The organism is Porphyromonas sp. COT-052 OH4946 (assembly GCF_000765965.1).
Taxonomy (GTDB): domain Bacteria; phylum Bacteroidota; class Bacteroidia; order Bacteroidales; family Porphyromonadaceae; genus Porphyromonas; species Porphyromonas gulae.
In genome coordinates this window covers 297616-321647 of sequence record NZ_JQZY01000014.1, presented here as the reverse complement: position 1 = coordinate 321647, position 24032 = coordinate 297616, and the positions used below count along the sequence as shown (strand labels likewise).

Below are 24032 nucleotides of genomic sequence, written 5' to 3'. Positions count from 1 at the left end.
CAAATATCACAAACAATGAACAGGACAATCAAGTTTCTTTGCCTTACGCCGGCAATGATCGGCGCATTGGTGCTGACCGGCTGCAATGGCAATAAGGGTCAGACTAACGGTACTGACAGGAAGCGTGAGCCGGTACCGGCCATCGACCTCAGTGCCATGGATACATCCGTACGCCCGCAGGACGACTTTTATCGCTACTGTAATGGCAATTGGATGAAAAACAATCCGCTCAAACCAGCTTACAGTCGCTATGGCTCATTCGACATCCTGCGCGACAGCACGCTCGAGCGTGTACACCTGATTGTGGACAACCTCGCAGCAGGACAGTACGAAGTGGGCACTAACGAGTATCGTATAGCTACGCTCTACCGCCAAGCTATGGATAGCGTCAAGCGTAATAAAGACGGAGCTGCTCCTCTCAAGGAAGATCTCCGAGAGATCGAAGCTATTGCCGACAGAGCAGCCATGGTGAAGTATGCTGCCGCAAAGGATAATATGGGTGGAGGCACGTTCTTCGGATCGTATGTGTATGCCGATCCCAAGAATAGCGAGATGAATATCTTCCATATCACCCAGACCGGCTTGGCTCTTGACAATCGCGACTACTATCTCAAGCAGGATGCCAAGTCTCAGCAAATACGTGAGGCGTATGTAGCATACCTGAATAAGATTGCCAAGCTGGCCGGCTACGATGAAGAGGCCGCTACTCGTATTGCAGAGAATGCCATGAAGATGGAAACCGAACTGGCACAAATCTGCTACAGCAAAGAAGAACTACGCGATACCCATCGTAACTACAATAAGATGGCGGTGAAGGAATTTACGGATAAGTACCAAGGCTTCGATTGGACCACTTACCTCGCCGATCGTCAGCTCGCCTCCCTTGAAGAGTGGGATGTGGAGCAACTCGATTTCTTCAAGAAGTTCGACTCTTGGTTTGCCAAAGCCGATCTGAATGAAATGAAGGACTATCTCCTCGCCGGCACGATCAGTGGTGCAGCAAACTATCTGAGCGATGACTTCGAGCAAGCCCGTTTCGACTTTTTCGGCAAGACGCTGAGTGGAACTACCGAAATGCATCCTCGCTGGAAACGTTCCGTAGGTATGGTAAGCGGCCTTCTCGGCGAAGCACTGGGCGAAGTCTATGTAAAGCAATACTTCCCGCCCGAAGCAAAAGAACGTATGCTCAAACTCGTTAAGAACTTGCAGACGGCTCTTGGAGAACGTATCAATATGCTCACATGGATGGGCGACTCCACGAAGATGAAAGCTCAGGAAAAGCTCAATTCCTTCATCGTCAAGATCGGTTATCCCGACAAGTGGAAAGACTATTCCAAGATGGAAATCAAGGGCGACAGTTACTATGCCGACATCAAGCGCGCCACCAAATGGATGCATGACGACAATATGGCTGACCTCGGTAAGCCCGTAGATCGCGAGCGTTGGCTGATGAATCCGCAGGATGTCAATGCCTACTACAATCCGACCACGAACGAAATTTGTTTCCCTGCAGCTATCCTCCAACCACCTTTCTTCAACATGGATGCAGACGATGCTGTCAATTATGGCGGTATCGGCGTAGTGATCGGACACGAGATGACGCATGGATTCGACGATCAAGGACGCAACTTCGACAAAGACGGCAATATGATCAACTGGTGGACTGCTGAAGATGCTCAGAAGTTCGAGGCCACAGCCCGAAAGCTGGCTGATCAGTTCAGCGAGATCTATGTAGCCGATGGTGTTCGTGCCAATGGTAATATGACACTTGGCGAGAACATAGCGGATCAGGGTGGTCTCCTCGTCTCTTATCTGGCTTTCCGCAATGCGGCCAAGGGTGAGGTAATGGAAGAAATCGACGGATTCACTCCCGACCAGCGTTTCTTTATCGGTTATGCCCGTCTATGGGGACAAAATATTCGTCCGGAAGAGGTTCTCCGCCTCACACAGATTGATGTGCACAGCTTGGGCGAGCTACGCGTCAATCAAGCACTGCGCAATATCGATGCTTTCTACGAAGCTTTCAATATACAGCCCAGCGATAAGATGTATTTGGAGCCTGAAAAGCGTGTAGTCGTTTGGTAAGCTGACCAACAACTCCCATATGAAAAAGAGGCTGCGTTCCGAGGATTATTCCTTGGGGCGCAGCCTCTCTCGTTAGAGAGGGGAACCAATCGAAAGGAAGAAGCTTTATAAGTTCTTTCTATCGCTCATCAGAATAATGAGACCAATTTGACGGACGTTTGGTGACAGCTGCCACCAGCACGCCGATCTTGGCAGCAAAAGCCTCTGCCAATGGTTCGGCCGCAGCCTGTACCGTAGCTCCGGTAGTCAGCACATCATCCACCAAAAGAATACGGATACCTGCCACGCGCGTATTCGGGGAGAGGGCAAACTTTCCTTTCATGGCTGACTTTCGTTCCGAATAGGACTGTCCGGTCTGACTGTCCGTATATACCTTTCTGCGCAAACCTTCTTGAACAGGTATTCCCGTTACGCGACTTAATCCTTGTGCGATGAGGAGTGCCTGATTGTAGCCGCGCTTACGTTGTTTGCGTGGGTGTAAAGGAACCGGTACTATCAGATCGTAATCCTTGGACAGGGAAGGATAGGATCGGCCGGCCATTCGTCCGAGCATTTCGCCGATTTCACTGTATCCTCCATATTTTAGTGCGTGTATCATAGGCCTTACACCCCCGTCCTCTTTGAAAATAAAAAGGCTGTACAGCGCGTCGATATAGACATCTCCATTCAGACGATCTAATCCGTATTGTATTCCTTCGATATACCGCGGCATTCTCACCATGCAACGAGGACAGACCCCAATCTCCGTCTCGGCGAGCAAGCTGTAGCATACCGGACAATAGCGAGGGAAAAAGAGATCCAACGCCTTACGAATCAGCAATCGGATATGCCGGCCCGTACCGTTAGCAGTCTTCCTCATACCCTTTGCGGAGGAGGCGTGATGCCTCCCTCATCACCTGTTCGTATTCGAATCCTCGTCCCACTGCCCAGCGCACCAAGCGGTGCAGACGACTGCGATCGTCCGTGTCCTTTATGCTCCGAAGTTTGCGCTCCAAGAGATGTGGCAGACTATCCTCTATCTTGTCTTCTCCCTCCTCCAAATCCGATAAGGTCGAACCGATGATCGAATCCGGAATATGCCGTTTGGTCAGTTCCAAAGCAATGCGCTTGGGGCCCCAGCCATTGAATCGGTACTTGTCGCGAGCATATGCACGGGCAAAACGTTCCTCGTCGATGAAGCGATCATCCACAAGCCGCTGGAGCACCTGCTCTATCATTCGATCGTCTGCCCCTGCCTGTCGCAGTTTGGCCGCCACTTCTGACCTGCAATGTTCCGTACGGGCACAGTAGGCTTGCATCCGATTCAGTAGTTCTTCCTCAGTCTTCATGCTTTGTTGGCGGGTAAATATTTTGCCGAGAGAAAACGGCTCTTACCGGAGAGATCCGTGTGCAATCGGACTTCACACCATCCCTCTTTGGCCGAAAATACTTCGCAAGTGGCTTCTGCCAGTAGCGGATTCAGCTCCACATAGAGCCGTCCACCGGAGCGTAGCTTACCGCTGCCGGAAAGGTTGGCAATGGCTTTATAGAAAAGGAGGGGATCCTCCTCGGGCGCAAAGAGTGCAAGGGCCGGTTCATGTCCCAGCACATGATACGCCATGCCGGTGCTTTCCGCAGGCATGATGTACGGAGGATTGCTGACGATAATGTCCACGGAAGGGAGTATATCCCAACGATTATCGGGAGAAAGAATATCGCCCTCGAAGAAAAATATCCGGTCGCCCTTGCCGATATTGGCGCGAGCTGTGGCTAAAGCATCGGGTGAAACATCCATCGCCCATACTTCGGCTCGAAGTTCTCGCGCCAATGTGATGGCCAGACATCCGCTGCCTGTGCCGACATCGAGCAGACGAAGCGGAGCCGCCGCAGACCTCTCCTTTCGCAGGATCAACTCCACCAGTTCCTCTGTTTCCGGACGAGGGATCAGTACGGAAGGATTTACCGCAAATTCACGCCCGAAGAAAGGCGCATGTCCCACGGCATACTGTAGCGGCATCCCTGTCCTCATGCGATCCAGATAGCAGGATAGAGCTTGCGATGCTTCGGTCGATAAAAGCGTATCTTTGTCTGCAAGCAAAAGTGCGGAGCGACTTAGGCCGGTTGCCTCGGTCAGCAGCTCTCGCGCGATGCTGCGCAGTTCGTCCTTGTCGTATCGGCCGTTCAGTGTCGATTCGATTCGCTGTTGGGCTTCGTTAAGCGTAATCATCAGAAACAAAATTAGCAATTAGGTATGACTCCCGATCCCCTGTATATGCGCCGCGCCATCGAATTGGCACAGAATGCCGAAGGGTTCACCTCTCCCAATCCGCTTGTCGGAGCAGTCCTTGTGGCTCGTGGGCGTATCATCGGCGAGGGCTACCACCACTGTGCCGGCATGCCCCATGCCGAAGTCATGGCCGTACGCTCTGTACGAGACAGGTCTTTGCTGAAAGAGAGTACCCTCTATGTCAGTTTGGAGCCGTGCTCTCACTATGGCAAAACACCTCCCTGTGCCGAGCTGATCCTTCGGGAGTGCATTCCACATGTAGTAGTGGCCATGCTCGATCCTTTCCCTTCCGTTTCAGGAAGGGGGATCAAGATGTTGCGAGAAGGAGGTGTTTCAGTCGAGGTCGGATTGCTTGCTGAAGAAGCCGAGGAGCTGAATCGGCATTTCCTCACAGCCCAACGGCAGCATCGCCCCTATGTCACGCTCAAGTGGGCTGAGAGTAGCGATGGATTCATCGATGCCCTGCGCAACGATGCCTCCACTCCTCCTGTCAGGCTGAGTACTCCCTTGACCACACGCTTTGTGCACCACAGGCGAATGATGCACGATGCCATATTGGTGGGGTTCCGTACCGCTCTTTTGGACAATCCCTCTCTGACGGTTCGGCACTGGTACGGCCGAAATCCGCTGCGTGTGGTCACAGATCGTCATCTGGCCCTCCCACGCCACCTTAGCCTCTTCGATGGCAGCGTACCTACACTGGTCTTCACCGAAAGAGAACAACCCTCCGGCTATCCCCCGTCCGTCTCTTTCGTTCGGATCGATCCCTCCCGTCCTGCCGTGGAGCAGATGCTGGCCGAGCTGCATGTTCGTGGCATACAGTCGCTGTTGGTGGAGGGAGGAGCCTGCATACTCCGGTCTTTCATAGACAGCGGCTTGTACGACGATGTGCGCATCGAACGCAGCACCCTTATCTTAAATGAGGGAGTTCGTGCCCCTCTCCTTCCCTCTCGCTGAATTTTACGCACCGCAATCGATAAAATTGCGGCGCGTGTTTTCCCGAAAAGTGGCGTGAGAATTTTTTCGTTCTCGCGCGAGATTTTTTTCATTCCCGAACCAAAACGAAAAAATTCTCGAACCACGTTTTTTCGACTGATGTCCCATGCATTTTTGGTCTGAGAACTGCTATACGAAGGGAGAGCTATCGGATGATGGGAGCAGAGTACATGCGGTCAGATCACGGTGCCTCTTATTCTACGTAACCTTTGTAAAGTCCGATTCGGGTCAAAGATCTGCTTTCGTCATAGGACTTTTCGGAAATCTGCAAGGCCTTTGCTTTTAGGGTATTACCCCCAGACGGCATCGAGTGTTTTAGGCGGAAAAGTCCGCTTTGTTTCGTACTTTTGTTCCACAAAATCAATCATAAATAGAAGAACCCCTTATCATTATGTACAGAACAAATACTTGTGGCGAGTTGCGCCTTTCTCATCTGCAACAAACCGTTACCCTCTGCGGTTGGGTACAGCGCGTGCGCCGCATGGGCGGCATGACCTTTGTAGATCTGCGCGATCGCTACGGTACTACGCAGTTGGTTTTCAACCGTGATTCGGCACCTGCCGAACTATGCGACCGCGCCGAAGACTTGGGACGTGAGTGGGTGATCCGCACCACGGGCACCGTCATGGAACGCTCCAGCAAAAATCCGAATATCCCCACCGGAGATATAGAGATAGCAGTCGGAGAAATGGATGTGCTGAACCGCTCCGAAGTGCCGCCTTTCACCATCGAAGACGAAACGGACGGAGGCGATGACCTCCGCATGAAATATCGCTACCTCGACCTGCGCCGCCACTGTGTACGCTCCAATATGGAACTGCGCCACCGGATGGCTCTGGAGGTGAGGAAGTATCTCGACGGCGAGGGATTCCTCGAAGTGGAGACTCCCATGCTGATCAAGTCCACGCCGGAGGGTGCCCGCGACTTTGTCGTGCCCTCTCGGATGAACCCGGGACAGTTCTACGCTCTTCCCCAATCGCCTCAGACCTTCAAGCAGCTACTGATGGTAAGCGGCTTCGACCGCTACTTCCAGATAGTGAAGTGCTTCCGCGACGAAGACCTCCGCGCCGACCGCCAGCCTGAGTTCACGCAGATCGACTGCGAGATGAGCTTCGTGGAGCAGGAGGATGTGCTATCCACCTTCGAGGGTATGGCCAAGCATCTCTTCCGTACCATCCGCCACGTGGAGATTGCGGAGGCTTTCCCCCGTATGACGTGGCACGATGCCATGAAGTACTACGGCTCGGACAAGCCCGATACGCGCTTCGGAATGCGCTTCGTAGAGCTGATGGATGTGCTGAAAGGCCACGGCTTCAGCGTATTCGACTCCGCAGCTTATATCGGAGGTATCTGTGCCAAGGGGGCTGCCTCTTACACCCGTAAGCAGCTCGATGCGCTGACGGACTTCGTGAAGCGTCCGCAGGTGGGAGCCAAAGGGATGGTATATGCCCGTGTGGAAGCGGACGGCAGCGTCAAGAGCAGCGTGGACAAATTCTACACACAGGAGATGCTCCAAGAGCTTCGCCGAACGATGGAGGCAGAGCCGGGCGACCTGATTCTGATCCTGAGCGGAGACGACATCATGAAGACGCGCAAGCAGCTGTGCGAACTGCGCCTCGAAGTGGGTTCTCAGCTCGGCCTGCGCGATAAGAATACATTCTCCTGCCTCTGGGTAGTGGACTTCCCCCTCTTTGAATGGGACGAAGAGACGAAGCGATTCTATGCCATGCACCACCCCTTCACCAGTCCGAAGCCGGAGGACATCCCACTGCTGGATACCGATCCGGGTGCCGTACGCGCCAACGCCTACGACATGGTGATCAACGGTGTCGAAGTCGGAGGCGGTTCCATTCGTATTCACGACAGTGCCCTGCAGCAGAAAATGTTCGAGCTGCTCGGCTTCACACCGGAGAAAGCACAGGAGCAGTTCGGCTTCCTGATGAATGCCTTCAAATACGGGGCACCTCCTCACGGCGGACTGGCTTACGGCTTAGACCGCTGGGTATCGCTCTTCGCCGGCTTGGACAGCATCCGCGACTGCATCGCCTTCCCGAAGAACAATGCCGGTCGGGATGTCATGATCGACGCCCCCTCTGTCATTGATGAGGCACAGCTCCAAGAGCTATTTTTGGAACTGATACCGAACGAGAACTAATCCTGAGAGATGGCAAGATACCACGACATAGCATCTCCGGCCTACGTACTGGAAGAAGATCTGCTCAGGCGCAATCTGTCCCTGATCGCGTCCGTAGCCGACCGTACGGGTGTGGAGATCATCCTCGCATTCAAGGCTTATGCCCTCTGGCGCACCTTCCCGATCATCAGGGAATACGTACCCCACAGTACGGCCAGCTCCATATGGGAAGCCCGCCTTGCCTTCGAAGAGATGGGCGCACCGGCTCATACATTCAGCCCGGCTTATACGCCGCAGGAGTTTCCGGAGATACTGCGCTATAGCAGCCACGTCACGTTCAACTCCCTCAGCCAGTACCGCCTGCTCTCTCCCATGGTGAAGAACGTAGGCGTATCGCTCGGACTCAGGATCAACCCCGAATACTCAGCCGTGGAGACCGCTCTCTACAATCCCTGTGCACCGGGTTCGCGTTTCGGTGTATCGGCTTCCGAACTGGGCGACACCCTGCCGGAGGATATCGAGGGCCTGCACTTTCATACGCTTTGCGAGAGTACAAGCTATGAACTGGAGAAGACCCTCAAGATCATTGAGGATCGCTTCGCTTCCGTGCTGGAGCAAGCGCGTTGGCTCAATATGGGCGGCGGCCATCTGATGACCCGTCGGGACTATGACGTGGAGCACCTCGTGCGTATGCTGAACGACTTCTCCCGTCGCTACCCCCATCTGCATCTTATCATGGAGCCGGGCAGTGCTTTCGGCTGGCAGACGGGGTTCCTCAAGAGCACGGTGGTGGACATCGTAGAGCATCAGGGCATTGCCATTGCTATCGTGGACGTATCCTTCACCTGTCACATGCCGGACTGTCTGGAGATGCCTTACAAACCCGTCATTCGTGGAGCACATCAGGAGCCGGTACCCGGACTGCCCACATACAGGATAGGCGGATGCAGCTGTCTGAGCGGCGACTTCATCGGGGACTGGAGCTTCGATCGGCCGTTGCAGGTGGGCGATGAGCTGATATTCGAGGACATGCTCCACTACACGACCGTGAAGACAACCATGTTCAACGGGGTACGCCATCCGGACATCGTACTGCTGCGTACCGATGGGAAGAAAGAGGTATTGCGCCGATTCGATTATGAGGATTACAAGAACAGAATGAACTAAGGAAGAGATATAACAGCATATACCATATGGGATTATTCGGATTATTCTCGAAGAAGAAAAAGGAGACTTTGGACGAAGGCCTGTCCAAGACCAAAGAAAACGTATTCGCCAAGATCACTCGTGCCGTAGCCGGTAAGAGCAAAGTGGACGATGAGGTCTTGGACGAATTGGAAAACGTGCTGGTGACTTCGGATGTAGGCGTCGATACCACGCTCAAGATCATCAAGCGTATAGAGGAACGAGTGGCTCGCGACAAATACGTTTCCACTTCCGAACTGACGGCTATCCTCCGTCAGGAGATCGCCTCGCTGCTCACGGAGAACGGATCGGCCGATGGCGACAACTTCGACATACCCTCCGGCACCAAACCTTATGTGATCATGGTAGTAGGCGTAAACGGCGTAGGCAAGACCACTACCATCGGCAAGCTGGCACACCGCTTTCGTCAGGTCGGCAAGAGCGTCGTGCTCGGAGCTGCCGATACGTTCCGTGCTGCGGCCGTAGAGCAGCTGGAGATCTGGTCGGATCGAGTTGGAGTACCTATCATCAAGCAACAGATGGGTAGCGACCCCGCTTCGGTGGCTTATGACACGGTCAGTTCGGCCGTGGCCAACGGCGTCGATGTCGTGATCATCGATACGGCCGGACGTCTGCACAATAAGGTGAATCTGATGAACGAGCTGACGAAGATCAAGCGTGTGATGCAGAAGGTAGTGCCCGACGCTCCGCATGAGATTCTATTGGTATTGGACGGATCCACCGGTCAGAACGCCTTCGAACAGGCAAGGCAGTTCACCGCAGCGACTGAAGTGAATGCCCTCGCCGTAACCAAGCTCGACGGCACGGCTAAGGGCGGTGTGGTCATCGGCATATCCGATCAGTTCAAGATACCGGTGAAGTACATCGGCTTGGGTGAGGGCATGGACGACCTACAGATCTTCCGTAAGAAAGAATTCGTGGACTCTCTCTTTGGCGAATGAGAAGAAACAGAGTAGACGTCATTACGCTTGGATGCTCCAAGAATTTGGTGGACAGCGAGGTGCTGATGCGCCAGTTCCTGTCCAACGGCTATACCGTGCATCATGATCCGGCTTCGGTATGCGGCGAGATCGTCGTGGTGAATACCTGCGGATTTATAGGCGATGCACAGGAGGAGTCTGTCAATACCATTCTGGAGATGGTGGAGGCGAAGAAGGCCGGACGGATCGGTCAGCTGTATGTAATGGGCTGTTTGAGCGAGCGGTTTCGGGAGGATCTGAAGAAAGAGATACCCGAAGTAGATGCTTACTACGGCAAGTTCGACTGGAAGCAGCTCATTTCCCATTTGGGGAAGTCTTATTATGCCGAGGCGGAGAACAGGCGCAAACTGACCACGCCGCGGCATTATGCCTATCTGAAAATATCCGAGGGCTGCGATCGTAGCTGTTCGTACTGCGCCATACCGATTATCACCGGCCGGCATCGGTCGCGCCCGATGGAGGGCTTAGTCGAAGAGGTACGGATGCTCGTAAAGCATGGTACTCGGGAGTTCCAACTGATCGCTCAGGATCTTACTTTCTACGGCCTCGACCTGTACGGAGCCAACCGTCTGGCAGAACTGACAGCTCGTTTGTCCGACATCAAAGGGGTCGAGTGGCTTCGACTCCATTATGCTTATCCGGCACAGTTTCCTCTGGATCTCTTGCCTGTGATGCGTGAGCGGCCTAACGTCTGCAAATACCTCGACATGGCTCTGCAGCACATTAGCGATCCGATGCTTAGGCTGATGCGCAGGCGCATTACCAAGGCGGAGACCTACCGTCTGATCGAAAGGATCCGAACGGAAGTACCCGGTATCCATCTGCGTACTACGCTGATGACCGGCCACCCGGGCGAGACGGAGAAGGACTTCGAGGAGTTGCTGCAGTTCGTGCGAGACATCCGGTTCGAACGGTTAGGGGCATTCACCTATTCGCACGAGAGCGGCACCTATTGCGACAAGAACTATCAAGACGATATACCCGAATCTGTCAAACAGGAACGTCTTGGCGAACTGATGGCCGTGCAGGAACGTATCTCTGCCGCTCATAACGAGGCGAAGATCGGCAGCCGCCTGCGTGTGATCATAGACCGTGCGGAAGATGGGTTCTATGTAGGGCGGACGGAATACGATTCGCCTGAGGTCGATCCTGAGGTACTGATCCCGTTCGTCTCCGGTCAGGAGTTGAAACTCGGACGGTTTTATATGGCGGAAGTGACCGGTGCAGAGCCTTTCGATCTCTATGCACGTATAGTGGACTGATAAAACCCCTCCTACCGAAACCAAAAGCAGAACCGGATGATACAACAGGAACTTTGGATTGCGCAGTTGGCCACGGCCTCAGGTGTCGATGTATCGACCTCGAACGAACTATGGTCTCATTACTGTCGTTTGATGGGTCAGTTCCTCTCCAAGGGGGACGCCGTACGGCAAGATGGTATAGGCTTGTGGCAGGCTGTGAAGGCGGATGAATATGTAGGAATCCGCCCGGATGGCTCACGCGTGCTGGTGCCACCGAGGATAGAACTCCGGCTGACGTCTTCGAGTTCCTCCGCCATCCGAGAGACGATCCCTCATGCCCTTATAGACTTGGTACCCTATACGGAGGAAGTCGTGATGCGCTGGTGGAAGGCTATCCCCGAACTGCTTTCGGAGCTTCTCCGAAGAGGACATCCCGTTTCCTGGTCGCAGTTCGGACGCTTCGAGCCGGTGAAAGAAGGCGATGACCTGACAGGATACCGCTTCATCGCGGAAGGGGAGCTGTCGGAGGTGCTCAACAGACCTTTCTCCATGTTCCCCCGAGTCGATTTGTTACCGACCGGAGAGATACCCGATACCGCTACCAAACCGCTTGTCGAAGAAGGGGTTTCGTTCGTTTCATTGCAGAGGGAGGGCCAAGAGGAAGTCGCAGAACCTCAAGAGATCCCCGTCCCTGCCGAAAGCGATACGGATAGATCGGTGCAGACGAAAGCCGATATACTTCCTGCTCCTGCCGAGGAGAAAGCCTTGACGGGGGAGCCGCTTTCCGATACGGAAGAGGAACCGCAGCCGGCAGCGAAGGAGCCTTCCGCCCCGACCGAAGAGCCGGCAGAGAAGAAAGAGAGGGGGCGAAAGAGCAGGAGGACGACCGCTATTGTCTTCCTGACAGTCCTGATATTGGGTGCCGCTGCGGCATACTTGCTACTGTATCGGATGCCTGTCCTCTCGACAAAAGAGCCGACCCGACAAGAACCTCCCGTCCGGATGTCTTCACCCGTGGATACGACCGCCAAGACGACCGATACGGTAAAGACCGTACCTGCCGCGACGGATCTCGGCCGGATCGTTATCCGCAAAGGGGACATTTTGGCCCGCATCGCCTTGGAGAAGTATGGCGACCGCGTATTCTGGGTCTATATATATGAAGAGAACAAAGAGAAAATCGCAGATCCCAACAACATCCCTTTGGGTACGGAGCTGGTACTTCCTTTGCCTGAGAAGTACGGGATAGATGCAGCCGATACGGCTTCGTTGAGAAGAGCTTTGTCCCTTCAGTTCCGGATAGGAATGAGGGAAGGACGGCAGTAGCGTCGGGGTTTTTCTAATTTTGTGGCCATGAGCACCAATATAGATGTACAACAGATCAAACAGCGTTTCGGCATCATCGGTAGCAGTCCGCTGATGGAACATGCCATACGAGTGGCAGCACAGGTGGCTCCTACCGACATGTCCGTCCTCGTGACGGGGGAGAGCGGTTCGGGGAAAGAGTTCTTCCCACAGATAATCCACTACTACAGCGCCCGGAAACATCATAGCTACATTGCAGTCAATTGCGGAGCCATCCCTGAAGGAACCATCGACTCCGAGCTGTTCGGACACCGCAAAGGTTCCTTCACCGGAGCGGTATCGGACCGCAAGGGCTACTTCGAAGAAGCATCCGGCGGCACGATCTTTCTGGACGAAGTGGGCGAACTGCCTTTGCCTACACAGGCGAGGCTGCTCAGGGTGCTGGAGACGGGCGAGTTCATCCCCGTAGGAGCCAGCCAGTCGCAGAAGACGGATGTCCGTATCGTGGCGGCGACGAACGTAAACCTGAAGGAGGCGGTAGCGAACGGGAAGTTCCGTGAAGACCTCTTCTTCCGTCTCAATACGGTACCGATCGAGGTGCCTGCGCTGCGTATGCGACCGGACGACGTGCCCTTGCTTTTCCGCCGTTTTGCCGCTGACAGCGCGGAGAAGTACCGGATGCCTCCGCTGCGCCTCTCGGACGAAGCCCGTACCATATTGATGCGTTACCGCTGGCCCGGCAATGTGCGAGAGCTGCGCAATATAACCGACAGGCTGAGCATCCTCGAGGAGGAGCGGACGGTATCGGCAGAGACCATCACCCGCTACCTGGACGCAGGGGGCATGCAGGACTTCCACCCCGTGGTGATCCGGCGGAACGAACCGACCGAAGCGGACAAACAAATCCCCCATTACGAGCGCGAGATCATCTACCAAGTGCTATACGATATGAAGAAGGAGATAGCCGATCTGAAAGGAATGATGAACCGCTTGGCGCACCACGAACAGCCCTCATGGTCTGTGGGAACGGACGTCTGGGGCGGTGACGACAAGCGCAATGCGGACGCCAAGTGGGGCGTCAGCACGCATACGTCCCCCATCGCGGAAGCAGTAGACCCCGTGGAGCCGATACAGGAAGCCAGCGAATACACCGAGGATCCGATTTCGCTGGAGGAGGTGGAGAGGAAAATGATCTCCCGCGCACTGGAACGCCACGGCGGCAAGCGCAAGCAGACGGCCGAGGAACTGAAGATTTCGGAGCGGACACTATACCGTAAAATCAAGGAGTATGGACTGGAATAGAACCCTTGGCCGATACAGCCTTTCCGCTTTTGCGATGGTGCTTATCGTCCTGCTGACCTGCTCGGCATGCAGCATCTCCTACAGCTTCAACGGAGGAGCTTTGGACTATAGCCGCGTGAAAACGCTTTATATGCCGGATGTGACCAATCAGGCCACCCGTGTATATCCTCCGTTGGCGCAGAATATGACTGAAGCCCTGCAAAACCATTTTACGCGCCGCACCAAGCTCGAAATGGCACGAACCAACGATGCCGACATGATCATCGAGGTGGTGATCACTAATTACGACCTCGCTCCCCTCGCCGTGCAGGACAACGATCTGGCCGCACGTACCAAGGTAACCTTATCCATTCAGGTGCACTACGAGAACAAGGCTTTCCCCGAACAGAGCTTCGATCGGGACTTCACCTCCTCCACAGACTTCGATAGCGGCCAGGATCTGGTGACGGTACAGGACGCCCTGCTGGCCAATATGGTCGAGGACCTGGTGAAGCAGGTGTATAACGCTACGGTAGAGAACTGGTAATCCTCCCCCACTATGACGACTAACGACCTGTATGCCTACATGGAGCACCCCTCCCGACTCTCGGCCGCCACGCTGCCCGAGATGAAAGCCCTGTACGAGGCCTATCCCTACTGCTCCACCTTCGTCTTCCTATACCTATATAATATGTATGTGGTGCAGGACGTGCGCTATGCTTCGGAGCTGCGCCGGCTGGCGCCCTATCTGCCGGACAGGCGCAAGCTGTACCTGCTCGTGGAGCAATATACGCATCCGGAGCAGCTACAACCTGCCTCGGCCGACAAGGAGCCGGACGCCTTCTCGCTCATCGATGACTTCCTCGACGAAATGACCCGAAGCGGGGCCGACCTGCCTTCGGAGATCTCCTACGGAGGAGACAGCGGTATCGCTTCGGCTTCGGACTACTTCGCCGCCACGGCACCTGCCGATCAGGCCGAATCGTCCCGTAGCATACCGGTCTTGTCCGTGCAGGCAGCCGACACACCGCCTGAGAGCACGCCTCCGGCAGCCAAGGATCCGGCCCCGATCGTCCCGGCGGACGAGCTGGACGAAGGGCTCTTCACCGAAACCCTCGCGCGTATATACATCAAGCAGGGACGTTACGATAAGGCACTGAGGATAATTCGTACCATTAGTTTGAATTATCCGGAAAAAAACCTTTACTTTGCGGATCAAATTCGATTCTTAGAGAAGTTGATTATTAACGACAAAAACAAACTATAAAGATGTACATCGTACTGACTATTCTCATTCTGCTCATATCGCTCTTCCTTATTCTGGTCGTAGTGGTACAGAACTCCAAAGGGGGAGGCTTGGCAGCAGGCTTCGCATCCAGCAATCAGATCATGGGCGTCCGCAAGACTACCGATTTCCTCGAGAAAGCCACTTGGTGGTCGGCCGGTATCATTGCCGTTCTGGCGATCGTTTCTACTCACTTCCTCCACACAGGGAAAGCAGATGAAAGCCAAAACGTCATGAAGGAAACCCTGAACAAGAAGGTGAAAGAAGAAAAGAACTCTGCGGTGATCAACTTCGGCGGAGATGCCGCTGCTACGGAATCCGCCCAGCCCGCGACAGGAGAGACCACTCCCGAGGAGGGGCAGGCACAATAAGGAGGATCAGCCCTTTCTATATCCCTTGCAGGAGATAAGGGGATCGACAGACGTCTTTGTCTTTGAGCCGAGGCTTGAGGGCAAAGACGTTTTACTTTGGTGGAGTGGCCGCTCCGCCGCCCTTCGGCAGAGGGACAGCATGCAGACCGACAGAGCTTCCGAGGGGTGCGACAAGCCCTTACTGATGGAACGAACGGACGTACCCCGAAAAAACGTCTAGACGTTTCGACAAAAAGGTCTAGACGTTTTGCCCGAAACGTCTAGACGTATTGAGACAAACGTCTAGACGTTTTTAGAGAAAGGTCTAGACGTTTAGGAAAGCCCCGACAAGAGAGCAGACGACAAAGCCAATGACAAAGAGACTATTCCTGCCCGAATGGGCACCGCAAGAGGCCGTACAACTGACCTGGCCTCACCCCCTGACCGACTGGGCATATATGCTCGAAGAGGTGGAAACCTGCTTCGTCCGCATAGCCACCGCCATACTCCGCCACCAGCGGCTGATAGTCGTTTGTCCCGATCGCAAACGGGTGCTCGGCCTGCTACCTCCGGAGCTGCACCACCGGCTCAGCTGCTTCGAGCTACCCTCGAACGATACGTGGGCGCGCGACCACGGAGGCATCTCCCTCCTCTCGGACGGACGGCCGATGATAGCCGACTTCACCTTCAACGGCTGGGGCATGAAGTTCGCCGCCCATCACGACAATCTCATCACGAGGCGGCTCTACGCACTGGGTCTCTTCGCCGAGGGAGTTACTCTCGACAATCGCCTCGCCTTCGTCCTCGAAGGTGGAGCACTGGAGACGGACGGCGAAGGCACTTTGCTGACCACGGACAGCTGCCTCTTCGAGCCGAACCGCAACGCCGGCCTGAGCCGTGCGGCCATTATCGACACGCTGAAAGAGAGCCTCGGCGTCAGCCGTGTACTCTCCCTCCGCCACGGAGCCTTGGCCGGCGACGACACCGACGGGCACATCGACACGCTGGCGCGGTTCGTCGATGCCCGTACCATCGTCTACGTCCGCTCGGAAGATCCCACGGACGAGCACCATACCGACCTCACGGCCATGGAGCAGGAGCTGAAGGAGCTGCGCCGCCCGGACGGAGAGCCGTACCGACTCGTGCCGCTGCCCATGGCGGAAGCCCTATACGACGGAGCGGACAGACTGCCCGCCACCTATGCCAACTTCCTCATCATCAACGGGGCAGTACTCTTGCCCACCTACGATTCGCGCCTCGATGCCGTTGCCCTCTCGGTGATGCAGGGGCTATTCCCCGATAGAGAGGTCATCGGCATCGACTGCCGTGCACTCGTCAAGCAGCATGGCAGTCTCCACTGCGTTACGATGCAGTACCCCCAAGGATTCATACGCTAATTCCACCGCATAAGACTATGAAAGTAGCACTCATTCAGCAAGCCAACACCGCGGACGTCCGCTCGAACCAAGAGCGACTGGCTGACAAGATCCGCGAAGCCGCCCGACGCGGTGCCGAGCTGGTCGTACTCCAAGAGCTGCACAACGGGCTTTATTTCTGCCAGACGGAAGACGTGCAGGTATTCGACCAGGCAGAGACCATCCCGGGACCGAGTACCGATTTCTTCGGTACCATCGCACGCGAAGCCGGCATCGTGCTGGTGCTCTCCCTCTTCGAGAAGCGCGCTCCGGGGCTTTACCACAATACGGCCGTCGTGCTGGAGCGGGACGGCACTATCGCAGGGAAGTATCGCAAGATGCATATACCCGATGACCCTGCCTATTACGAGAAGTTCTATTTCACGCCCGGCGACTTGGGCTTTACCCCCATCCCGACGTCCGTCGGATGCCTCGGCGTATTGGTTTGCTGGGATCAGTGGTATCCCGAAGCAGCGCGACTGATGGCCATGCAGGGTGCCGATATACTGATCTACCCCACGGCTATCGGTACCGAGAGTACGGACATGCCTGCCGAGCAGCTCCGCCAACGCCAAGCGTGGCAGATCGTACAGCGCGGACATGCCGTGGCCAACGGCATCCCCGTGGTGGCGGTGAACAGGGTCGGCTACGAGGCAGACCCTTCAGGCCGCACCGGTGGCATCACGTTCTGGGGCTCCGGCTTCGTAGCCGGACCGCAGGGCGAACTGCTGGCCGAGCTGAGCGCAACGGAAGAGGCTGTGGAGGTAGTGGATATAGATCCCTCCCGAACCGAGCAGGTGCGCCGCTGGTGGCCGTTCTTCCGGGATCGGCGGATCGACGCTTTCTCCGGCCTCACGGAGCGTTTCCTTCGGGGCTGATTGTCAAGGCAAGAGGGGGGGATGACGTCCGTTTTCTCCCCCTTGGAAAAGGAGCCGGATCGTTCCTTTCCGTGGGGCGTTTTCCTACTATTATATAGTGTAACCTTTATCAACAATATAGAGGAGTTTTCAACAGTTGTAATACAATGTTCCACGTATGTGCCACGTTAGTAGATCGAAAATACGTAGTTTTGGCGCATTGATATTCTTGAAATATGGGTAAAATAATCGCTCTGGCCAATCAGAAAGGCGGTGTAGGCAAGACTACAACGACTATCAATCTGGCAGCTTCGCTCGCTACGTTGGAGAAGAAAGTATTGGTGGTCGATGCCGATCCGCAGGCCAATGCTTCCTCCGGACTGGGCGTGGACATCGCTTCCCTGCAGAACACCATATACGAATGTCTCGTGTGCAATCTGCCGGTGACCGAAGCTGTGCTGCCCACTCCCGTGGACGGGCTGGACATTATCCCTTCGCATATCGACCTCGTCGGTGCAGAGATCGAGATGCTCAACCTGCCGGAGCGCGAGAAAGTGATGCACCGTCTGCTGCGCGGCATAGCCGATCGGTACGACTACGTCCTCATCGACTGCTCCCCCTCGCTGGGCCTTATCACGGTCAATTCGCTCGTGGCGGCGCATTCCGTCATCATCCCCGTGCAGTGCGAATACTTCGCTCTCGAAGGGATCAGCAAGCTGCTCAATACGATCCGCATTATCAAAGGCAAGCTCAATCCCACACTGGAGATAGAGGGTTTCCTCTTGACCATGTACGACAGCCGCCTGCGACTGGCCAATCAGATATACGAAGAGGTCAAGAAGCACTTCCGCGATCTGGTCTTCGATACGGTCATCCAGCGCAACATCAAACTAAGCGAGGCACCCAGCCACGGTATCCCGGCACTGCTGTACGATGCCGATAGCCGCGGAGCGGTCAATCATATGCAGCTGGCGGCCGAGCTGATCAAAAAGCACAAACAGAAAGGAGCCTGACTCTACTTATGAAGCATACGAAGAAAACGCTCGGTCGTGGCCTGGACTCCCTCCTCGATGCGGAGGTCATAGGGTCTTCGTCCATCAGCGAAGTGGCCATCAGCGATATATACCCCAATCCCGATCAGCCGCGCCGGACTTTCGAGGAAGAGTCCCTGAAAGAACTGGCCGCTTCCCTCCGTTCGATAGGATTGGTACAGCCCATCACACTACTGAAGAAGTCCACCGGCGACTATATGATCATCTCCGGAGAACGCCGCTGGCGTGCAGCCCGAATGGCCGGTATGACCACCCTGCCGGCATACATCAAGACGGAAGAGGACGAACATGTGATGGAGATGGCACTGATCGAAAACATCCAGCGCGAAGACCTCAACGCCATCGAGATCTCTCTGGCCTATCAGAAGCTCATCGAGACCTACGACCTCACACAGGAGGAACTCAGCACCCGCGTGGGCAAGAAGCGCACCACGATCAGCAACTACCTGCGTCTCCTCAAGCTCCCGGGCGAGATACAGATAGGTCTGACTCAGAAGAAAATAGATATGGGGCATGCCCGCGCCTTGCTCAGTATCCCCGATCCCGAGCATCAGCTTGCCCTCTATGCCGAGATCATCAGGCAGGGACTCAGCGTCCGTGCCGTGGAGAGTCTGGCGGCGCGTTACCGCGAAGAGGGAGCCGATTCGTCCGCCAAGCAGAAGAAGGCCAAGCAGTCTCTGCCGGAAGAGTACCGCCTGCTCACGGGTCAGTTGTCCCGATTCTTCCGGACGAAGGTCAAGCTCGACTGCGACGCCAAGGGGAAAGGCAAGCTGACCATTCCCTTCGCATCGGAAGAAGAGCTGGAGCGAATCATGGCCTTGCTCGAGCGTATCCGCTAATCCTCTTACCGTAGCCGTTATGTCCGGAAGTCGTTGGAGAATTGTCGTCCTGTTCCTCTGCCTTTGTCTTTCTCAGGCAGCGGCACAGAGCGTCGTGCCCGACAGTCTGGCACGGCCGGCGACGAGTGCGGCCGATACCGCGACTACGAAGCTCCCCGATACGCTCCGAGTGCAGACGCCTTCCCTGCCGGCCGCTACTGCATCTCCCCGCGACCTCCTGACAGCCAAGGCGTGGAAACCCAATTCCACCCGTGCACTCCTCTACTCGGCCCTCCTGCCCGGAGCAGGTCAGATCTACAACCGCAAGTATTGGAAGCTGCCGATCGTATGGGGTGCATTCACGGGATGCGGCTATGCCATCCTCTGGAACAACAAGACGTACACCGAGTATCGTAAAGCCTATGCCGACTTCATGAGTGGCGATCCTTCGCAGACGGCTTGGCACAACTTCCTTCCCTTCGGGGCCGATCCGGCCGACTACGTCAAGAGCGAACAGCTCAGAGCACGACTCAAACGCGGCACGGAGTATTACCGTCGCAACAGGGATTTGAGTATCATCATTACGCTCGGCGTCTACTTTCTGACGATGCTGGATGCCTATGTGGATGCCGAATTGTTCGACTTCAACATCTCTCCCGACCTCTCTTTTCATTTCAGTCCGACGGTGGGTACAGACGATAAGTCCGGCCTTTTTCGTTATGGAGTTAGCTGCGGCCTCACTTTTTGACCTCCCCTTACTCTCCGGATGAAACAATATCTCCTCCCCGCCCTCATTGCCTTCCTGGCTTTTCTACCGATCCGATCGTCCTATGCCATAGGTCGTTACACTCCGGCGGACTCTACTCAGGACGTGCGCAATGCAGCCCGTCGTCTGCTACCCTCTTCGGACTTGGACAAGGATTTGGAGAGACTCCTCCGCACTTGGCATAAAGGATATTCCACCAAGACAAAACGTGGCGAGCGTCCGTGCATCAACTCCGATACGGGTCCTTATACTCCGGACTCCGTGTACATCCGGAGGCTTTCCGCCCTGCCATCGGCCGTACCCATACAATTCAACCCTGCCGTCAAGCAGTGCATCAAGCTCTACACCGAGGAACGTCGTCGCCTTGTCCGCTATATGCTCTCGCTGGCCGACCTGTATTTCCCTCAGATCGAAGAGACGCTCGACCGTCATAACCTCCCGATCGAACTGAAGTACCTGACCATCGTGGAGTCGGCTCTCAACCCTACCGCAGTATCACCGGCCGGAGCAGCCGGTATCTGGCAGTTCATGCTGGCTACGGGCAAGATATACGGACTCACTATAAACAGCCTCATCGACGAACGGCTCGATCTGCAGAAAAGTACAGAGGCTGCCTGCCGCTACTTCAAGGACATGTACGACCTCTATCGCGACTGGCTCCTCTGCATCGCAGCTTATAACTGCGGACTCGGCAATGTGAACAAAGCCATCCGAAAGTCCGGTGGCAAGACCGACTTCTGGGAGATCTATCCCTATCTTCCTCGCGAAACGCGGAACTACATCCCGCTCTTCATCGGTGCATACTATGCCATGCACTACCATATCGAACATGAGATCTGTGCCGGAGAGACAGGCGTTCCCTTGGCTACGGATACGATCATGTTGTCCCGACAAGTATCCTTCGATCACATTCGCCGCCTGTCCGGTGTGACCAACGACGAATTGCAGCTGCTCAATCCCCAATACAGAAGGGGCATCATCCCCGGCAATACCCAGCTGTGCCGACTACGCCTTCCCGTCACTGCCATCAAGGAGTTGGACAAGGTTCGCGATTCGCTTTATTCCCCCGACTTGGAAGTTTCCGTATCGGATTTCCCTGAGCAAGGCGGACAACGCTCAGGAGGATCGGGACGAACCATCATCTTCCATAATGTCAAACGAGGCGAGTCGCTCTCATCCATCGCCAAACGTTACGGCACCTCGGTGGCAGCCATTCAGAAGGCAAACGGCTTGAAGTCGGCTTCCGTCAAACCCGGTCAGAAGCTGCAAATCACTAAAAGCTCGTCCCCCGGCTCCAAGAAAAAGGGCAAGTACAGAGCCAAGCGAAAGTCCCGCAGAAGGAAATAATCCTCCGCCACCCTCTTCCGAATAAGCACGAACCGTCTATACTCTCCAAGGCTTATGACAAGAAAAGTCCGGAGAATAAGCCGGTCGTATAGTCTGTAGGCAATAGAAAAGCGGTGTGCCTCTTGAGTCGCTGTTCGGGCGATCTCGGCACACCGCTTCTTTTAGAAAGTCTTATGATCCAGTTACTGGCGTCCTTCCGTTGTCGCTTCAGGAGCAATCTTCTTCACCAAACCCTGCAATACATTTCCGGGGCCTAACTCCATAAAGTGGTCGGCTCCATCGGCAGTCATATTCAGCACACTCTGTGTCCAGCGCACCGGTGCCGTCAGCTGTGCTATCAGGTTCTTCTTGATCTCTGCCGGATCGGTGACAGCAGAAGCCGTTACATTCTGATAGATGGGGCAGATCGGCTGACTGATCGTAGTCTCTTCGATGGCTTTTGCCAGCTCTTCACGAGCCGGTTCCATCAGAGGGGAATGGAATGCTCCACCGACAGCAAGCTTAAGAGCACGCTTGGCTCCGGCTTCCTTGAGCAGCTCGCAAGCTCTGTCCACTCCTTCTACCGAACCGGATATAACGATCTGTCCCGGACAGTTGTAGTTGGCCGGTACGACAACTTCATCGGTCACTTGGGCACAGATTTCTTCTACCTTTTCGTCAGGCAAACCCAGTACAGCCGCCATAGTCGAGGGGCGTACTTCGCATGCTTTCTGCATGGCCATGGCACGTTTCGATACGAGGCGAAGACCATCTTCGAAGGTCATGGCACCTGCTGCGACCAATGCGGAAAACTCTCCGAGCGAGTGGCCTGCCACCATATCGGGACGGAAGTCTTCGCCCATCGTTTTGGCCAGAATCACCGAGTGAAGGAAGATCGCCGGCTGGGTCACTTTGGTTTGTTTCAGCTCCTCTGCCGTGCCGTTGAAGAGGATGTCCGTAATGCGAAAGCCTAATATCTCATTGGCTTTTTCAAAATATGCTTTGGCCTCGGGGTTCTGTTCGTACAGGTCTTTTCCCATTCCTACAAACTGTGCTCCCTGACCGGGGAATACAAATGCTTTCATCTCTGTTTCGTTATAGTCTTGATTATGATTCCGATTATTCTATTAGTCTCTCTATTCTGTTAAAGTCGAGCATCAAAAGACGATGGACGATTTCTCCACATTCGGCCTACACCCGCTCCAGTACTTTCACCAGCACCTCCCACGTGCGAGCTACGGATTCGATATGAACCCTCTCGTCCGGAGAGTGCGGCGATTGGAGTTCCGGGCCTACCGAGATCATGTCCATATCCGGCATTACGCCTTGGATGATACCGCACTCCAAGCCGGCATGCATCACCAGCACTTCGGGCTTTTGGCCGTAATACTCTTCAAATACGTTACTCATCACCTCGAGGATATGCGACTGGATATTAGGCTGCCAGCCATTGTACGAAGCGTCGAATTCCACTCGTGCTCCTGCCAAAGAGAAAACGCTCTCGATAGCCGATGCTACCCACATCTTGCGCGATTCGGAAGAGCTGCGTACCAGGAAACGAGCGGAGATTGCCCCTTCCTTAGCCGTGATCAACGCCAGATTGGATGAAGACTCTACCGTACCGGGGAAGTCTTGGAGCATCGACTGCGGGCCATTGACACAGGCTTCCACGGCATTGATCAGACAGTCCTGGATCTCTTCGGGAATAATCGTTCGGGGGCATTCGATACGACTGGCCTCGAACTTGATGTTTTCCTCTATGCCGCTGAACTCCTTACGGAACAAATCCTGATAGTCGGATACCAGTTCCCATACAGCTCCGGCCTCTTCTTCCTGAATGGTGATAACGGCAAATGCTTCGCGTGGAATAGCATTGCGGAGCGATCCTCCCTCTACCCATGCCAAGCGAGCACCGTAGAATCCTACAGCTTCTTTCAGGAATCTGAACATCAGTTTGTTGGCATTGGCTCGTCCGAGGTGAATATCGACACCCGAATGTCCTCCTTTGAGTCCTGTCAAAGATACCTTTACACCTATTTCTTCGTCCGAAACGAGTTCTTCCTCCTTATATTCCAGTGTGGCATTGACATCGATACCTCCTGCACAGCCTACGAAGAGCTTGCCTTCAGCCTCCGAGTCTATATTGAGTAGGATGTCGCCACGAGAGAACCCTGGCTTGAGACCATTGGCACCGTCCATTCCCACTTCTTCATTGATGGTGAAGAGAGCTTCCAGCGGACCATGCTTGAGAGTAGAGTCTGCCATAGCTGCCATGGCATAGGCCACTCCGATACCGTTATCGGCTCCCAGAGTAGTGCCACGAGCTTTCACCCACTCTCCGTCGATATATGCATCGATGGGGTCTTTGGTGAAATCATGATCGACGTCCGAATTCTTTTGAGGCACCATATCCAAGTGCGATTGGAGGGTCACGATCGGTCTGCTTTCCATGCCCGGTGTGGCCGGCTTGCGAATGATGACATTGCCCACCTCGTCTTGCTCGGTCTCCAGACCAAGTCTCTTGCCGAAGTCGAATACGTACTTGGTCACCTCGTCCATCTGTCCGGTAGGTCGAGGTATTTGTGTCAGGTCGTAGAAGTACTCCCAGACGGCTCGTGGTTTGAGGTTTTTGATCTCTGTTGACATAACTGTGAAAAGCGTTTTGGATG

The 24032-nt window shown here is 54.9% G+C and carries 22 protein-coding genes and 2 pseudogenes; 18 read left to right on the top strand and 6 right to left on the bottom strand.

The features are described 5' to 3' along the window. Nucleotides 1-15 precede the first annotated feature (15 nt). Nucleotides 16-2085, top strand: coding sequence for a M13 family metallopeptidase (locus HQ50_RS06395; protein ID WP_052074901.1), 2070 nt, complete (start codon nucleotides 16-18; stop codon nucleotides 2083-2085). A 118-nt stretch (nucleotides 2086-2203) separates the two neighbouring features. On the opposite strand, the gene HQ50_RS06390 is transcribed toward HQ50_RS06395, so the two are convergent. Genes HQ50_RS06390 through prmC form a run of 3 tightly spaced genes read right to left on the bottom strand, consistent with a single transcriptional unit; the run spans nucleotide 2204 to nucleotide 4291 of the window. Beyond that, nucleotides 2204-2944, bottom strand: coding sequence for a ComF family protein (locus tag HQ50_RS06390; RefSeq protein WP_039426903.1), 741 nt, complete (start codon nucleotides 2942-2944; stop codon nucleotides 2204-2206). Further along, the gene (locus tag HQ50_RS06385; protein ID WP_039420032.1) at nucleotides 2928-3413 is read right to left on the bottom strand and encodes a regulatory protein RecX; all 486 of its coding nucleotides are present in this window, start codon (nucleotides 3411-3413) and stop codon (nucleotides 2928-2930) included. Before HQ50_RS06385 ends, HQ50_RS06390 begins: the two co-directional genes overlap by 17 nt. Beyond that, nucleotides 3410-4291 carry a peptide chain release factor N(5)-glutamine methyltransferase gene (gene prmC, locus HQ50_RS06380; RefSeq protein WP_039429186.1) on the bottom strand — a complete coding sequence of 294 codons (882 nt, stop codon included), beginning with the start codon at nucleotides 4289-4291 and terminating at the stop codon, nucleotides 3410-3412. Before prmC ends, HQ50_RS06385 begins: the two co-directional genes overlap by 4 nt. Nucleotides 4292-4315: 24 nt before the next feature. Between prmC and ribD the strand changes: the two genes are divergently transcribed. Further along, nucleotides 4316-5308 (top strand): bifunctional diaminohydroxyphosphoribosylaminopyrimidine deaminase/5-amino-6-(5-phosphoribosylamino)uracil reductase RibD, encoded by a 993-nt coding sequence (gene ribD / locus HQ50_RS06375; protein WP_039429183.1) that lies wholly within the window; start codon nucleotides 4316-4318, stop codon nucleotides 5306-5308. Here the strand turns inward: ribD and HQ50_RS12150 are convergent. Beyond that, nucleotides 5262-5363: pseudogene (locus HQ50_RS12150) on the bottom strand (hypothetical protein); the annotation flags it as partial. The gene ribD and the pseudogene HQ50_RS12150 overlap by 47 nt on opposite strands. A 43-nt stretch (nucleotides 5364-5406) precedes the next feature. Between HQ50_RS12150 and HQ50_RS11845 the strand changes: the two are divergent. The 16 genes and pseudogenes from HQ50_RS11845 to HQ50_RS06295 form a co-directional block, all read left to right on the top strand. Beyond that, nucleotides 5407-5553: pseudogene (locus HQ50_RS11845) on the top strand (hypothetical protein); the annotation flags it as partial. Nucleotides 5554-5738: 185 nt separating this feature from the next. Further along, nucleotides 5739-7502: an aspartate--tRNA ligase gene (gene aspS, locus HQ50_RS06370; protein ID WP_039429180.1), complete on the top strand. Its 1764-nt coding sequence runs from the start codon at nucleotides 5739-5741 to the stop codon at nucleotides 7500-7502. Between the two features lie 9 nt (nucleotides 7503-7511). Next, nucleotides 7512-8648 carry a carboxynorspermidine decarboxylase gene (gene nspC, locus HQ50_RS06365; RefSeq protein WP_039429178.1) on the top strand — a complete coding sequence of 379 codons (1137 nt, stop codon included), beginning with the start codon at nucleotides 7512-7514 and terminating at the stop codon, nucleotides 8646-8648. A 26-nt stretch (nucleotides 8649-8674) separates the two neighbouring features. Beyond that, complete coding sequence (gene ftsY / locus HQ50_RS06360; protein ID WP_039429176.1) at nucleotides 8675-9628, top strand: signal recognition particle-docking protein FtsY; 954 nt, start codon at nucleotides 8675-8677, stop codon at nucleotides 9626-9628. Continuing rightward, nucleotides 9625-10929: a 30S ribosomal protein S12 methylthiotransferase RimO gene (gene rimO / locus HQ50_RS06355; protein WP_039429173.1), complete on the top strand. Its 1305-nt coding sequence runs from the start codon at nucleotides 9625-9627 to the stop codon at nucleotides 10927-10929. Before ftsY ends, rimO begins: the two co-directional genes overlap by 4 nt. A gap of 36 nt (nucleotides 10930-10965) precedes the next feature. After that, nucleotides 10966-12234 (top strand): LysM peptidoglycan-binding domain-containing protein, encoded by a 1269-nt coding sequence (locus HQ50_RS06350; RefSeq protein ID WP_039429171.1) that lies wholly within the window; start codon nucleotides 10966-10968, stop codon nucleotides 12232-12234. Nucleotides 12235-12261: 27 nt separating this feature from the next. Continuing rightward, nucleotides 12262-13515: a sigma-54-dependent Fis family transcriptional regulator gene (locus tag HQ50_RS06345; protein ID WP_039419582.1), complete on the top strand. Its 1254-nt coding sequence runs from the start codon at nucleotides 12262-12264 to the stop codon at nucleotides 13513-13515. Then, nucleotides 13502-14041 carry an LPS assembly lipoprotein LptE gene (gene lptE, locus HQ50_RS06340; protein WP_039419580.1) on the top strand — a complete coding sequence of 180 codons (540 nt, stop codon included), beginning with the start codon at nucleotides 13502-13504 and terminating at the stop codon, nucleotides 14039-14041. Before HQ50_RS06345 ends, lptE begins: the two co-directional genes overlap by 14 nt. Nucleotides 14042-14053: 12 nt before the next feature. After that, a complete protein-coding gene (locus tag HQ50_RS06335; RefSeq protein WP_039429169.1) occupies nucleotides 14054-14761 on the top strand; it encodes a hypothetical protein in 708 nt (235 codons plus the stop codon). Nucleotides 14762-14763: 2 nt separating this feature from the next. Continuing rightward, nucleotides 14764-15150, top strand: a complete 387-nt coding sequence (gene secG / locus HQ50_RS06330) for a preprotein translocase subunit SecG (protein WP_018965234.1) — start codon at nucleotides 14764-14766, stop codon at nucleotides 15148-15150. A gap of 350 nt (nucleotides 15151-15500) precedes the next feature. Beyond that, a complete protein-coding gene (locus HQ50_RS06320) occupies nucleotides 15501-16526 on the top strand; it encodes an agmatine deiminase family protein (RefSeq protein WP_039429167.1) in 1026 nt (341 codons plus the stop codon). A 17-nt stretch (nucleotides 16527-16543) separates the two neighbouring features. Next, entirely contained in the window at nucleotides 16544-17422 is an 879-nt protein-coding gene (locus tag HQ50_RS06315; RefSeq protein WP_039429165.1) for a carbon-nitrogen hydrolase, read from the top strand. Between the two features lie 215 nt (nucleotides 17423-17637). Further along, entirely contained in the window at nucleotides 17638-18414 is a 777-nt protein-coding gene (locus tag HQ50_RS06310; protein ID WP_018965238.1) for a ParA family protein, read from the top strand. An 8-nt stretch (nucleotides 18415-18422) separates the two neighbouring features. Beyond that, entirely contained in the window at nucleotides 18423-19292 is an 870-nt protein-coding gene (locus HQ50_RS06305; RefSeq protein WP_039429163.1) for a ParB/RepB/Spo0J family partition protein, read from the top strand. Between the two features lie 19 nt (nucleotides 19293-19311). Then, nucleotides 19312-20019, top strand: a complete 708-nt coding sequence (locus tag HQ50_RS06300) for a DUF5683 domain-containing protein (RefSeq protein WP_039429160.1) — start codon at nucleotides 19312-19314, stop codon at nucleotides 20017-20019. 18 nt (nucleotides 20020-20037) lie between these two features. Continuing rightward, complete coding sequence (locus HQ50_RS06295) at nucleotides 20038-21384, top strand: lytic transglycosylase domain-containing protein (RefSeq protein ID WP_039429159.1); 1347 nt, start codon at nucleotides 20038-20040, stop codon at nucleotides 21382-21384. A gap of 182 nt (nucleotides 21385-21566) precedes the next feature. Here the strand turns inward: HQ50_RS06295 and fabD are convergent, their stop codons facing one another. Together fabD and HQ50_RS06285 are read right to left on the bottom strand one after the other, a co-directional pair. Then, nucleotides 21567-22448: an ACP S-malonyltransferase gene (fabD, locus tag HQ50_RS06290; protein WP_004583782.1), complete on the bottom strand. Its 882-nt coding sequence runs from the start codon at nucleotides 22446-22448 to the stop codon at nucleotides 21567-21569. Between the two features lie 106 nt (nucleotides 22449-22554). Beyond that, the gene (locus HQ50_RS06285; RefSeq protein WP_039426933.1) at nucleotides 22555-24009 is read right to left on the bottom strand and encodes an aminoacyl-histidine dipeptidase; all 1455 of its coding nucleotides are present in this window, start codon (nucleotides 24007-24009) and stop codon (nucleotides 22555-22557) included. Nucleotides 24010-24032 lie beyond the last annotated feature (23 nt).